General features: G+C 33.6%; 10 protein-coding genes. 7 read left to right on the top strand and 3 right to left on the bottom strand.

The features are described 5' to 3' along the window. Positions 1-159: 159 nt before the first annotated feature. The 3 genes from FHL06_RS11450 to FHL06_RS11440 form a co-directional block, all read right to left on the bottom strand. Positions 160-2,574, bottom strand: coding sequence for an SLAP domain-containing protein (locus FHL06_RS11450; protein WP_153386695.1), 2,415 nt, complete (start codon positions 2,572-2,574; stop codon positions 160-162). Positions 2,575-3,030: 456 nt separating this feature from the next. Next, the gene (locus FHL06_RS11445) at positions 3,031-5,451 is read right to left on the bottom strand and encodes an SLAP domain-containing protein (protein WP_153386693.1); all 2,421 of its coding nucleotides are present in this window, start codon (positions 5,449-5,451) and stop codon (positions 3,031-3,033) included. 508 nt (positions 5,452-5,959) lie between these two features. Continuing rightward, positions 5,960-6,799, bottom strand: coding sequence for a CAP domain-containing protein (locus FHL06_RS11440; RefSeq protein ID WP_153386691.1), 840 nt, complete (start codon positions 6,797-6,799; stop codon positions 5,960-5,962). A gap of 269 nt (positions 6,800-7,068) precedes the next feature. Here FHL06_RS11440 and FHL06_RS11435 point away from each other — a divergent pair, with 269 nt between their 5' ends. From FHL06_RS11435 to FHL06_RS11405, 7 genes are all read left to right on the top strand, one after another. Beyond that, positions 7,069-7,308, top strand: coding sequence for a hypothetical protein (locus FHL06_RS11435; RefSeq protein ID WP_153386689.1), 240 nt, complete (start codon positions 7,069-7,071; stop codon positions 7,306-7,308). Between the two features lie 79 nt (positions 7,309-7,387). After that, positions 7,388-7,573, top strand: a complete 186-nt coding sequence (locus FHL06_RS11430) for a CsbD family protein (protein WP_153386687.1) — start codon at positions 7,388-7,390, stop codon at positions 7,571-7,573. A 164-nt stretch (positions 7,574-7,737) separates the two neighbouring features. Continuing rightward, positions 7,738-8,064, top strand: coding sequence for a heavy metal-binding domain-containing protein (locus FHL06_RS11425; protein WP_153386685.1), 327 nt, complete (start codon positions 7,738-7,740; stop codon positions 8,062-8,064). A gap of 10 nt (positions 8,065-8,074) precedes the next feature. Further along, positions 8,075-9,505 carry a C69 family dipeptidase gene (locus tag FHL06_RS11420; protein WP_153386683.1) on the top strand — a complete coding sequence of 477 codons (1,431 nt, stop codon included), beginning with the start codon at positions 8,075-8,077 and terminating at the stop codon, positions 9,503-9,505. A 42-nt stretch (positions 9,506-9,547) separates the two neighbouring features. Further along, the gene (gene yjeM / locus FHL06_RS11415) at positions 9,548-11,071 is read left to right on the top strand and encodes a glutamate/gamma-aminobutyrate family transporter YjeM (protein ID WP_153386681.1); all 1,524 of its coding nucleotides are present in this window, start codon (positions 9,548-9,550) and stop codon (positions 11,069-11,071) included. 384 nt (positions 11,072-11,455) lie between these two features. Beyond that, on the top strand, positions 11,456-12,124 hold the full coding sequence (locus FHL06_RS11410) for a hypothetical protein (protein ID WP_153386679.1): 669 nt from the start codon (positions 11,456-11,458) through the stop codon (positions 12,122-12,124). An 821-nt stretch (positions 12,125-12,945) separates the two neighbouring features. After that, the gene (locus FHL06_RS11405) at positions 12,946-14,043 is read left to right on the top strand and encodes an SLAP domain-containing protein (RefSeq protein ID WP_192917967.1); all 1,098 of its coding nucleotides are present in this window, start codon (positions 12,946-12,948) and stop codon (positions 14,041-14,043) included. The last annotated feature ends 135 nt before the right edge of the window (positions 14,044-14,178 follow it).

Below are 14,178 nucleotides of genomic sequence, written 5' to 3'. Positions count from 1 at the left end.
TTAAGCGTATCAATCTTCAAATTTTTTGGCTCCGAGCAAGCTCGTCAGCCAAATAAAAAACAGCTAGACCAATTATGATCTAACTGCTTATGTAAACTGCCATCAACTTAATTTGACGAACAGCCATAATTTAATCTTTTGTACTACTACTTTTTTGAATTATAAAACTGTAACTGCATCAACAGGAACAAATTCATTAGTAGCGACACGGTAGTAATCCTTGCCATTGATTTGAGCGATACGATCTGAGTACCAATCGGAATCGGCAATCAAAGAACGGTTTGTGACAACATTGCCTTTGGAATCAACTAGTTGTTGATTGTTCTTAGTTTGGACAACAACTTTATTATTTTCGTAAACATAAACGTTTGAGGCTTTTACCCATTCATTTGTGGCTACACGATAATATGTATCTCCAGCAAAGCTCATATCTTTATCACTGTACCAGTCAGTAGCTGTACCTAAACGACGGTTAGTAATTTCTGTAGTATCTAGTTTGTAAAGTGAAACGATTCCGTCATCGGGATTAGTTGAAACTAGACGTACTTGATCATTGATATTATCAGGTGAATCAGGTGAAATTACGGGTTCTGTAGGATCAGTAGTTGAACTTGTATTAGAGCCTGTGTTAGAAGTTGAACTTGATGAACTAGAACCACTATTTACAGGGTCAACAGTAACTGTGACAGTTTTAGTAATAGCTGTACCATCCTTTAGATTATATGTATATGTGACATCAAATGAACCAGCTTTTGTGACTTTTCCATCACTAAGTACACTATCGGGATCGTCAATTGAAGTTGTTACTGCATTGATTGCATCATCGCCAGTTAAGACATTGTCATCGTTATCTTGAACAGAAGTTAAATTATCGGCGGCAGACCAATCTTGTCCAACTGTTGCAGTGCTGTCTTGTGCGTCAATGACATGTCTTAAAGAAATGTAAATACCTTTAATAGTATTAGTTGATGAATCGTCACCGGAATTATTAGGATTGGCCATTATGGTTACTCCGTTGCCAATATTGTCATAGTCGTATTGTGTCTGTTGACTGCCATCAGCGTTGAGCAGAACAGAATATCCATCAGTGTTTGCAATTTGTGTAATTCCAGAACTTACAAGATTTACATAAGCGTGACTGCCATAAGTCCAATCGCTTTTATCAGCGTCAGTAAGTTCATCCTTATTTGAAGGAGTGAAGTTATTAACTTGAATGTCACTGCCACCAGTGTATGTTGGCATTTTATCTTGGATTTCTTTGTCAGCAGCAGTATAAGAAACGCCTAAATCGTTGACAGTAACGGCAGGATATTGTCCCGTAAGGTCACTCTGTTTGATAGAATCGTCCATGTTCTTATACGTTGCATTAAGTGATTGTGTTCTAAAGTAAGATACTGTGTATGAATCAACCTCAATAGTTGGGTTAATAGTATTTAATTGATGCTCACTTGTATCAGTATTCTTTAGTGGAACGGTTATTTTAATTTCTTGGTTAGGTCCTAATGTTTCCCAGTTACTATCAATTTTAATTGCCTTTAAATCTGACATTTCAAAATCTGAATCATTCTTTAATTCTTCAAGGGTCTCATAACCTTTGTCAGTTAAATAAGTAACCAAGGCACCATCGGGAACGCCTGTAATCATTGTTGATGGATCAAAAGAATCGTCAACGACAATTGGTGTTTTATTGGTTGCTGTATCGTTATAAGCTGGAAGTTCAAAGATACCATTGTATTCATTTGCACTTTCATCACCAGTAGCAATTGTAAAATTAAGTGTTGTCTGGGCATCTTTATTAACAACCACTGAAGCATTCTTATCTTCGTCCGTATTTTCAGAAGTAATCGAACCTTCATCAGTTGTTGCAGTCATGGAAACATTAGCTTTAACAGGATCTTTATAATCGTTAGGTACTCTATTTGCAGCAGGATTTTGAATCATAATGTTAGACGATGCAGCAACATCATTTTGTGAATTTTGATTAGTTGTAGCATCAGTATCTGTTTCTTCTCCAGAAGCAGTATTGTTCTCAGTGTCTGTTTCAGGGTTAGAACCATCATTTGTGCTGTCATTTGATGATGCATCATTATTACTTGTTGTTGTGACATTAGCACTAGCTGCCTGAATACCATTTGTGTTTGAATCTTGATTGTTGCTATTGGTATTAGCTTGTTGTTCGCTATTGTCATCGTTAGAATTTTGAACATCATTTGTGGCATCAGTACTATTTTGTGTTTGATTACTATTGTTTTGATTGATATTTGATGTATCAGTGCCAGCTTGTTCTTGATTATTATTGTTAGTCGATTGTTGAGTATTATCTGTTGTATCAGTATCATTTTGTGATTGATTACTACTACTATTAGATTGAATACTTGAGCTGTCAGCAACGGAACTACTCTTAGTTTGCATGTTACTTTGTTCATCGGCTGCATCGCCGGTCTTAGAATCAGCGGTATCATCAGCTTTAACATCATTAGTTTGCATTAATTGAAAACCTAAAGCTGCAACCCCTAATGCAGTAACAATAAATTTCTTATTGAATTTTTTAACATTTACTTTTGTTATAGTCATGATATATACCTCACAATTCCCTGTATTTATTTTCTAAATCTATTTCTTCATTTATTCTCTCTACACTTTGAATTATAGTGTCATTATTGACATTAATAATTTCGCAATTTGAAAATATAATTTTTATAATTTGGAATGGTACATATATATTCTGATAGCGGAATCGTTTAGTAATAAAGGATTTTTAAAACAGTCACAAAATGGTCTAACCTTGAAGGGGAGGAAGCTTATATTATTTTTGATATCTCTATCAAAATATTGTTGATTGTTATTTATAATCTAATTTTTAAATATTTTAATATGAAGTAGTGGATAAATCATTACAAGTTTATATTTTATAATTTAGTTTTTAGAAATTATCGTGATGAAAAAGGGTATTGAAATTTAAAAAAATAGGTATGATGCAGACTAGCAAAAGTCTATATCATACCTATTAAATACTTATATTATTTTAAATTATAAAACTGTAACTGCATCGACAGGAACAAATTCATTCGTAGCTACACGATAGTAATCCTTGCCATTGATTTGAGCGATACGATCTGAGTAACAATCGGAATCAGCAATCAAAGAACGGTTTGTAACAAGGTTACCCTTTGAATCAACTAGTTGTTGATTATTCTTAGTTTGGACAACAACCTTATTGTTTTCATAAACATAAACGTTTGAAGCTTTTACCCATTCATTTGTAGCTACACGATAATATGTATCTCCAGCAAAGCTCATATCCTTATCACTGTACCAGTCCGTTGCTGTACCTAAACGACGGTTAGTAATTTCTGTTGTATCTAGTTTGTAAAGTGAAACGATTCCGTCATCGGGATTAGTTGAAACTAGACGTACTTGATCATTGATATTATCAGGTGAATCAGGGGAAATTACGGGTTCTGTAGAATCAGTAGTTGAACTTGTATTAGAGCCTGTGTTAGAAGTTGAACTTGATGAACTGGAACCGCTATCTACAGGGTCAACAGTAACTGTGACAGTTTTAGTAATAGCTGTACCATCCTTTAGATTATATGTATATGTGACATTAAATGAACCAGACTTTGCAATTTTACCATCATCACTCAGGACGCCATTAGGATCTTCGATAGAAGTTGAAACTGCATTAATTGCGTCATCACCGGTTAGAACATTATCATCATTGTCTTGAACAGAAGTTAAGTTATCGGCGGCAGACCAATCTTGTCCAACTGTTGCAGTGCTATCTTGTGCATCAATAACGTGTCTCAAAGAGATGTAAATACCTTGAACGGTTTTAACTGGTACTAATCCTTCACCAGAATTAGTAGAATTACCTGTTAAAGTTACGCCATTACCAGTATTCTTATTAACATAAGCGTATTGAGTTTGTTGACTGCCATCAGCGTTGAGAAGAACCGAGTATCCATCTTTATTTGCAATGTTAGTAATTCCAGAACTTACAAGATTTACGTATATGTGACCACCATAAGTCCAATCACTTTTATCGGCATCAGTAAGTTCATCTTTATTCGAAGAATTAAAGTTATTAACTTGAATGTCACTGCCACCAGTATATGTTGGCATTTTATCTTGGATTTCTTGATCCGCAACAGTATAAGAATTTCCTAATTTGTTGACGGTAACAGCAGGATATTTTCCAGTAAGTTCGCTACTCTTAACAGAATCTTCCATACTATTGTATGACACGTTCATATATTGAAGTCTCTTGTTAGCGTCAGTAGATGTTATGACATAAACTCCAGGTAAGGTTTTATTTAATTGACGTTCGCTTTTGTCAGTATTTACCAATGGAATTGTTGCTTTAATTTCTTGCTGAGGTGCCAAAGAAGTTTTATTAGTAACGATTTGAATTTGTTTTATATCAGAGAGTTTAAAATTGGATTCTCCCTTTAATTGGTCAAGAGTCTTATAACTGTTATCATAAATAGTATTGTAAGTAATTTCAGCACCTTCAGGAAGACCTGTAATCATTGTTGATGGATCAAAGGAATCATCAAGAACGATAGGCGTGTTGTGATCTCTGTAAGTTGGAAGTATAAGAACAGTGCCATAATCTGTTGTTGCTTCATCAGAAGTATTAGTAATAGAAAAATTAAGTGTTGTTTGGGCATCTTTATTAACGATAATAGAAGCATTTTTATCTTCATCCAAGCTTTCAGAGGTTACTGTTCCTTCATCAGTTGTTGCAGTTACAGAAACATTGGCTTTTACAGGATCTGGATAAGTGTTAGGTTCTCTGCTTGCTGCGGGATTTTGAATCATAATGTTAGATGATGCAGCAACATCATTTTGTGAACTTTGATTAGTTGTAGCATCAGTATCTGTTTCTTCTCCAGAAGCAGTATTGTTCTCAGAGTCTGTTTCAGGGTTAGAACCATCATTTGTGCTGTCATTTGATGATGCATCATTATCATCTGATGTTGCAACGGCAGCACTTTCTGCTTGAATATTACTTCCATTTGAATTTTGGCTATTATTATTGTCTGTGTTAGTTTGTTCCTTATTATTACTATCGTTAGAATTTTGAACATCATTTATAGTGTTAGTACCATTTTGTGATTGATTGCTATTGTTTTGACTACTGCTTGATGTATCAGTATTGGATTGATTTTGGTTATTATTGTCATTTGATTGTTGAGTATTATCTGTTGTATCTGCATTGTTTTGATTACTACTATTGGACTGAATACTTGAGCTGTCAGCAACGGAACTACTCTTAGTTTGCATGTTACTTTGTTCATCGGCTGCATCGCCGGTCTTAGAATCAGCGGTATCATCAGCTTTAACATCATTAGTTTGCATTAATTGAAAACCTAAAGCTGCAACCCCTAATGCAGTAACAATAAATTTCTTATTGAATTTTTTAACATTTACTTTTGTTATAGTCATGATATATACCTCGCAATTCCCCGTATTTATTTTTTAAATTTGTTTCAAATAAATTTCTTAACTCACTTGCTCTACACTTTGAATTATAATGTCATTATCGCCATTAAGATATTCATAATTTGAAAATTTATTTTTTATAATCCGGAATGGTATATATCTCAAAAAATTGCATAATCATTGCTGGGTAAGGGTTTTAGAAAAAAAATAAAGAAACGGTTCGATATTTAGGAAAACGTTTCATATTAAGAATTAATAAAGATTTATAAAATAAATACTGATTCACTTTTTGTAAAACATTTTTTTAAAACTTGAATGTTCACCTGACTCGACAGATTGTATAATCCTTTATGTAAGTTAAATACGACCGAAAAAGTAATTCATTTGATTCCCGAAACTAATTTAATCTCATCAATTTTTTTAGACTTAAATCAAATGACAGTATAAAAAATAGCAAAAAAAAATAAGCTCGAAGTAGAAGCGGTCTACGACGAGTTTATTAGGATTGATTTTATTGAATTGCATCTTCAGAAATAAACTTGGTATTAGGATTTGTACCAGTATAGTTGTAAAGTTTCTTTTGAGCAGTAATATCATCGACATTCCAATCAGCTTCGAAAGCTGAATTTTTTGCGTTGATGCTTAAGCCGATATTAGGACCGGCGTAAATCAATGCAGCACGGTGACCAAAATGGCCAGCTGTGCCCATTGGATCAACGTTATTGTCTTCATCGTACCATTGTTTTAATAAGAAATAAGCAACTTGTTTGTCGGAGGTAGCTCCGGCTTTTTTTGTTATGTAATTAAATCCGGCACCAGAAAGGTTCTCAGACATATTTTTAGTAGCTGTACTGTGATCTAGATTGTTACCGTTTTGTTGGTCAGCTCTTTGTGTAGCATAGTCGACAACACTATTAGAGACGTTGACGCTGCCAGTACCATTAGCTTGGTGTAAAGCGTTGACGTATTCAGCAAAGTAAGTGTTGATCTTGGCTAAGTTAGGAGTATATTCACCAGTACTGCTTTGTGATTCAGTAGTAACTGTGGTGCTTGAAGCGGCAACAGGAGCATCTCCAGAAAGGCTGGAAGCACTAGCTTTTAAGTACTCATTAGTAGCGACTTGGTATAATTTTTCTCCATTAACTGTAATGACATTACCAACGGCCCACTTAGTATTAGGTGCTAGAGCACGATTGGTGATAACTTTGTCATTTTTATTATATAATCTTGCAATACCACTGGCATTAGTAGTAGCAACGGTTGATGCATCGACATTTTTTTGTGAAACGGCAAAAGCGCTAGACATAGAAAAAAATACGGCTGAAAAAGTAATAATTTTAGATAATTTCATTTGATTGACCCCCGAAATGGACAATATATCATATATTTAGTTTTTAATCTCATCATTTATCTCTACTATAATAAGAGATATTGAGATAATAATCAAATGTAAAGCTATAATTTTTTTCTAAAAGATTATATAAATTTAAATCTTTTTGAAATTATAAATTGTTTTTCTAGTTCAAATTTACTCCCATCTAATTAAAAATGTTATAATGAAAGCGTTAACAAAGAAGGAATCGATGAAACTTGTAACATTTATTCGAGGAGGGAAATATCATGAAAAATAAAGAAACTGAATCAGAAGACTTGATTGGACTAGTATTCACTTATATTTTTGTTTTTGTGGCAGTCTTCTTAGGATTGTTCGCATTATATTTTCATTTTACAACCTCAATGTCAGTAACTTGGTTACTAAAATTATTAGGTGTTGATTTAGTATTAATGGTTTTGGCATTTTTGAAACCAGTTTTTGATGTTACTTTGGATTATTTTAAGGATATGCTCAAAAATTATTAAAAATAGAGCAAAATTGTTGTTACTCTTATAATTGCTTGCTATATTTTAAGTAGAAAAAGATGAGAGGAGTTTTATTATAATGAGTGTTGACAGCAAAAAAGATATGATTAAAGGTAAAACAAATCAAGCAGTTGGCGAAGCTTCAGGAGACGACAAGAAAGAATTAAAAGGTAAAGCTCAAGAAGCAATGAGTAAGGCCAAAGATAAAGTTGATGAAACAGTCGATAAGGTTGCTAAGAAAGTTAACGAAAAGACTGACAAATAAGTATATAAATTTTTGAATTGAGATTAGCTACCATATAATGTGGTAGCTTTTTTTATATATAAAATAATCATATTAATATTAATATTAATTACATAACCAATTACAGGGTTCAATGTGTTACATTATTTAATGGAGTGAAATAAATGTTTTTGTGAGGTGAATCAATGGAGAGAAGCGAGATATTGGTGACTACAACTGAACATATCCCTGATCATGATTACGAGATTATTGGTGAAGTTTTTGGATTAACTACACAATCAAAAAATGTCGTCAAGAATATCGGTGCCGGCTTTAAAAATATTGTTGGTGGAGAGATTAAGGCTTATACAGAATTGTTGACCGAAGCTCGTGACATAGCAATTGATCGTTTACGACAAAATGCTAAAGATATGGGTGCCGATGCAGTTGTAATGATGAGATTTGATTCTGATTCGATCAGTGCAGATATGGAAACAGTTGCAGCGTATGGTACCGCAGTAAAATTTAAGTAAGGTGAATAAAATGGCATTAGAGTACAACAAAAGTTCTTTATCTGCTTGTACAAGTATTTTAATTGGTAAAAAAGCTACTGTTGATGGTTCTACTATTATAGGTAGAAATGAAGATGCCAAAGCATCTTGGCCAAAACACTTCGTCATACATGACCATAAAGAATTTACCGATGAACAAAAATTTGTTTCTAAGGCTAATGATTTTCAAATGGACTTACCTAAAATTCGCTATAAATATTCTGCCACTCCTGAATGGACCTTTAAAGAAGGATTATTTGAAGAGGATGGTTTTAACGAATACGGCGTTGGAATGAGTGCAACAGAGAGTGCTTATTCAAATCAGCGTGTTTTAGGCGTCGATCCTCTTGTTGAAAATGGTATTGGTGAAGAAGCTATGATTACAGTTGTCTTGCCATATGTTAAGACTGCACGTGAGGGTGTCTTATTATTAGGTAAGATTATTGAAAAATATGGAACTTGTGAAACTAACGGAGTCCTCTTTTCTGATCAAGATGAAGTTTGGTATTTCGAAAGTGGATCAGGTCATTATTGGGTAGCACAACGGATTCCCGATGATAGTTATGCCGTTGTTGCTAACCAATTGGCTATTCAAGAAATTGATTTTGATGATACAGATAACTTTTTGTATCAATCGGATATTAAAGAATTTGTTGAAAAAAATCATTTAAATCTCAAACCAAAGACTTTTAATTTTAGAGAAATTTTTGGAACACAAGATTTATCAGATGAAATATACAGCACGCCCCGTGTTTGGTGGGGTCAACAACAATTTTCAGGAAAGACTGATGAAAGTCCTGAAAGTGAAGATTTAGCTTTTATCAAAAAATCTAATCGTTTGTTGAGTGTCGATGATGCACAAGATTATTTGTCATCGCATTATCAAAAAACTGAATTTGATCCATTAAATGAATCAAAGAACAATAAACGTTATCGTCCAATTAGTTTAGCAAAAACTCAGGAGTCCCACGTCTTGCAAATTAGACCTGGAATGGCACCTGAGATTGCTTGTGTGCAATGGGTAGCTATGGGAGTAGCATCGCAAAGTATCTATGTACCATTTTATTTGGGAATGACAGATACTCCCGAAGAGTACAAACTAGGCGAATTGCCATATGACAGTGAGTCAGCCTATTGGACATACAAATTGGCCGGAGTTTTATTGGACGGTCACTATCAAGAACTTGGAAAAGAATTTCAAGCTAAGCAAAAGGAGATCAATATCACGCTTCGCAAAAAGTTGCATGATTTTGATCAAGCAGCCTTGAGCAAAGATGATGAGGAATTACCTAATTATTTAACAGAAGCATCATTTGAAATGAGTAAGATTTCACTAGATGGCTACAAAGAGTTAATCGCTCAGTTAATTACGGACTCGACTGATTTTTCACCTCTAAACTTTAAGACAGATATGAATTTATAAGTTTAAATTTGTACATTGAAAATTAAATAAGGGGTTTATAAAATGAATGATGGTAACGCGCCGAAAAAAACGATCACATTATTTGGTTTGATTATGATGATCTTTACGGCGATTTTTGGATTCGCTAATACTACTGTTGCTTATGAACAGATGGGATTAGCAAGTATTATTTGGTATGTCTTTGCTGCGTTATTCTTCTTTTTACCAGTAGGATTTATGATGGCAGAGTACGGTTCCGCCTTTAATGAAGCAAAAGGTGGGATTTATTCTTGGATTGATGGAGCTGTTGGTGCTAAGTGGGCTTTTATCGGTACTTTCATGTGGTTAGCATCTTGGGAAGTTTGGTTAGTTTCAACTTCTTCAAAAGTTTGGATTCCACTTTCAACCATGTTTGCGGGTCATGATACGACGCAAACTTGGGGGATGTTTGGACTTTCAGCTACACAGGTCATCGGTATCTTAGCTGTTTTGTGGATTATTTTTGTTACTTTTACAGCTTCACAAGGTATGGATAAGATTTCTAAAGTATCTAACTTCGGTGGAATCATGACAATTACTTTAAACGGTATCTTCTTTATTTTGAGTTTGGCCGTTTTGTTCATGTCAGGTTTTCACACTGCTGAACCGATTCACGGTTTGGATACTTTTATCCATTCTGCTAATCCTGCTTTTGCATCACCAATCGGAATGGTATCATTCATCGTTTATGCAATCTTTGCATACGGTGGTATGGAATCCGTTGGTGGCGTGACAGATAGTATGAAGCATCCTAAAAAAGACTTTCCCCGTGGTGTGTTGATTTCTGCTGGTATTATTACTTTGCTATATTCTCTAACGATTCTTTGTTGGGGTATGAGTGCAAACTGGAATGCCGTTGTTGCAAAAGGGAACGTCAACTTAGGTAATATTACTTATGTTATGATGAGTAATCTTGGATATACCTTTGGTACGCATATCGGATTAGGAAGTGCAGCTGCAATTACTTTAGGTGAGTGGCTCGCTCGTTTCACTGGATTTGATATGTTCATCCTATATATGGGTGCATTCTTTGTTTTGATTTATTCACCATTGAAATCCTTTGTCTTGGGAACGCCAAAAGATTTCTGGCCTGAAAAGGTTACTAAGTTAAATAAACATGGTATGCCAGCCAATGCAATGTGGATTCAAGCAGCAGTTGTTATCGTTTTGATTTTGATTGTTGATATGGGTGGTAAGAATGCGAAAGCACTTTATAACATTTTGACATTGATGGCTAATGTTTCAACTACTGTTCCATACTTGTTCTTAGTTGGTGCATATCCATTCTTTAATATGAATAAAGACATTGAAAAACCATATTTATTCTATAAGAATAAGAAAATCATGTGGACCGTCTCCACAATTGTCTTCTTAGTATTAGCTTTTGCGATTATCTTCACGTTGGTACAACCAATTATGGAAGGTTCTTACACAGATGCTCTTTGGACAATTATCGGACCAGTCGTCTTCGGACTCGTCGGATTTACTTTATATGCTCGTTATGAACATAAAGAGAATAAGAGAGTTAATTCAGAAGTTACTGACTAAAATAATTAAACAGATGTTATCGATTAATTTTGATAACATCTGTTTTTTTTGATTTATAGTCTGATTATTTTTAGTTGGCCTTTATTGAAAATCAGACTTAAGAAAAAGAAGTGGATAGGATTAATTTTATTAAGTCTAGTGGTTTCCATTCAAAAAAGAAAATAATTAAATAACAAGTAAACTACCTCCTAGGTATACAGATCAAATAATAAAAATCTGTTTGTCTAGGAGGTTTTTGTATACATTTCAAGATATGTATGTTTGAGATTATAGAGGAATAATTATATCAACGGAAGGTCTAGCAACATCACTGACAATGCTGCGGATTTTATTTCTGAAAATTTACAAGATAATTCCGAGATAATTGTATTTACAGAATATACTTTGAGTTTTGGTAGATTAAGTAAAAACCTAGAAGAACTTGGATATATTACTTTTTCAAATTTGACTAAAACACGTGAAAACGGTGTTTTAATCGGTGTAAAGAGCGAGGATATTGAAATTAAACAAGTATTTAATCTGTGTCCAAGCACTGATGATATGCAACCAAATTTTTTTGGCGTTCAGTTAAAGAAAGATAACGAGTCCATAAATATCATAGGAACAAGGATAAGAGTAGATACAAAACAATACAAAACAGACGCTGAGACTAATCATGACTTTAAAGACAGAGCTCGACAATCAGTCAATTTACTTCATCAACTAGATTTGAATAAAATAGAGGGAAAAATCATCATTGTAGGTGATTTTAATAACGGTTTTTATAGAGAAAACGACAAGTTATCTGATTACAAGAATGCACGTCGATACTTTAACTACAAAATGTTGAAAAATATGATGAATGAAAAGGGATTCACCGCGTACACACCTAAATATGGGTACTCTCTTGAAAATAATTTAAAATACGATCATGCTTTTGCTAAAGGATTGAAGGTTAAACAACCAAGATATGACTGGACATTTACAACCCCTTCTTCCAAAAAATCTACTTATGAGGGTAAAACAGTAGGCTATCCAGACCATGCACAATTGTTACTAGATATAGATTTTTGAATCTTTTACAGCTAGTATTTACCAAGGTATTTCCCGATGATTTATAATATCCACTATTTCATCAATGCTAATCGGTTTTCTCAATTAAATTGCTAAAGTAATCAAATAATATAAAAAAGGGACTGTGGCAGAAGTCCTCAAAATAAAAGCTGATAAATGAAATTTTGTATTTCATTTGTCAGCTTTTATTTTGTATCACAAATTATAAAATTTAACCAAACACTACTAGTAGACACAAAAACCCATAAATGTCTTTAATAAGATTATCATAGCTCGTCACTTAAAAATAAGTCCATCAACCGTTAGTGTTGAACTAAATTAACTTCATCATTATTCGGCAGAATCCGCAATAACATTACGAAAGGATTAATATGTCAAAGAAGACGCAATTCATTTATTACTAAAGGGAATGAAAGATTTTATTATCAAGCGAGTAAAAGTCAATCACTTGTCTTTCGAAATAATAGCTACCTTATCCATATCAATCAAAACTATTTACAGTTGGTTAGATGATGTTTTATTGGAATTATTCTTCTGACTTATCAAATAAGAGTTTCCGTCGTAAAAGAAAAAACGTGCCAAAAAATAATTTCCGATTTTTTATAAAACGTTTTCAAAGAAAATTATAGATTTTCAAACTAATCATTAAGAATTAAAAACTGTATGTTTAAAGACTTTTACAGATATTTAATTAAATAAATAATAGGATTTATTTTCATATAAATAAAATTTATTTAGTTAAAAACATTTTATATCAGTAAGGAAAAGCACAATTAAAGTGCTATTATTGAAGCGTAAAAATGTTATGGAGGGTGATATTTTTGAATAAGAAGATTAAATATGTAGGAATTGCTGCAGCAGCATTGTTGGCAGTTGCACCAATTGCAGGACCAATTATTGGTTCAGATAACGCAACGACTGTTGAAGCTGCTGATATTAGTGCAAGTCAAAAAGCCGATGTACAAAAATGGGAAAACCAAATGAAGAGTAGTTTTAGAGTTACTAAAGGCAACCCACTAATAACTCAGGACTATATAGGTTTATTTTATCCAGTAGGTAATACTGATCAAACTTATGATTTGTTTGCTAGAAATTTGACTCCACAGACAGATGTTTTTGAAGTCACTAATGAAGATCCTGCTAAAGGAGATTTCTTCAGCCAATTTAATGATAATGCTGATCAAAGCAATATCTTCTTTGATTCTGATCATTATCGAATCTTTGCTTATGCCACTATTAATGATGGAAGTATCCAGGGGAATTTGAAACCATCACAAATTAATGATGCTCTGTCGGAGAATGGTGGAAAAGGTGTAACTTTCCACTTTAGTGTTCGTTACCTTGCTTCAAGAGCCAATCAATCAGGCCTTATTGTAAGTGACGATTCAATTATATCCTCAGGCGGAAGTGATTTTGATGACTTCTTAGGTGCCGGTTCTCAACAAATTGCTTCTAAAAACGTTGTAGTATTGCCAGCTGATGATAGCGATAGTTCATCAAATGCAGACGCAAACGGTAGAACTCCAGCTTCTGAATATAAAACCGTCTTTGTAACTAATTCAAATACTAATGTGTACACAATTGATGGCAAATTAGTTTCAAATCGTCAACTTGCAGAAAATTCAGATTGGGCTGTTGACAAAGAAGAAACCATTAATGGTGAGGTCTTTTATCGTGTTGCAACTAATGAATGGGTCAAAAAAGATGACGGTGTTGTGTTAGAAGATCCTGACTACAACAGCGTTGTACATACAAGACATGATTCCGCTGTATATGATTCAAAGGGTGCAAAGATTAAAGGTGTAGTTCTTTCAGCTAATACTCCTTGGAAAACTAATGGAATGGCTAGAACAAAGAATAATGGATTAATGTTCCGTGTAGGAGTTAATGAATGGGTACAAAGTAATGATGTTATGTAATTTAATTTTTTGGCGAATTTTATAATCAAGTTAGCCACTTTCAATAAAATTCCAAAATAAAAACACCAAGACGAAAAAATCAGGTATCATTGGAGTTCTCCACAAACAATGAAAGAGGTTTTTCGTCTTGATGCA

Source organism: Companilactobacillus halodurans (assembly GCF_009600985.1).
Classification (GTDB): domain Bacteria; phylum Bacillota; class Bacilli; order Lactobacillales; family Lactobacillaceae; genus Companilactobacillus; species Companilactobacillus halodurans.
The sequence above is the reverse complement of the archived record's forward strand: the minus strand, read 5'-3'. Positions and strand labels throughout refer to the sequence as shown.

Coding starts and splice junctions, on each gene's coding strand:
- FHL06_RS11445 (WP_153386693.1), bottom strand. CDS start 5,451: ATGACTATAACAAAAGTAAATGTTAAAAAATTCAATAAGAAATTTATT.
- FHL06_RS11435 (WP_153386689.1), top strand. CDS start 7,069: ATGAAAAATAAAGAAACTGAATCAGAAGACTTGATTGGACTAGTATTC.
- FHL06_RS11430 (WP_153386687.1), top strand. CDS start 7,388: ATGAGTGTTGACAGCAAAAAAGATATGATTAAAGGTAAAACAAATCAA.
- yjeM (WP_153386681.1), top strand. CDS start 9,548: ATGAATGATGGTAACGCGCCGAAAAAAACGATCACATTATTTGGTTTG.
- FHL06_RS11425 (WP_153386685.1), top strand. CDS start 7,738: ATGGAGAGAAGCGAGATATTGGTGACTACAACTGAACATATCCCTGAT.
- FHL06_RS11420 (WP_153386683.1), top strand. CDS start 8,075: ATGGCATTAGAGTACAACAAAAGTTCTTTATCTGCTTGTACAAGTATT.
- FHL06_RS11440 (WP_153386691.1), bottom strand. CDS start 6,799: ATGAAATTATCTAAAATTATTACTTTTTCAGCCGTATTTTTTTCTATG.
- FHL06_RS11450 (WP_153386695.1), bottom strand. CDS start 2,574: ATGACTATAACAAAAGTAAATGTTAAAAAATTCAATAAGAAATTTATT.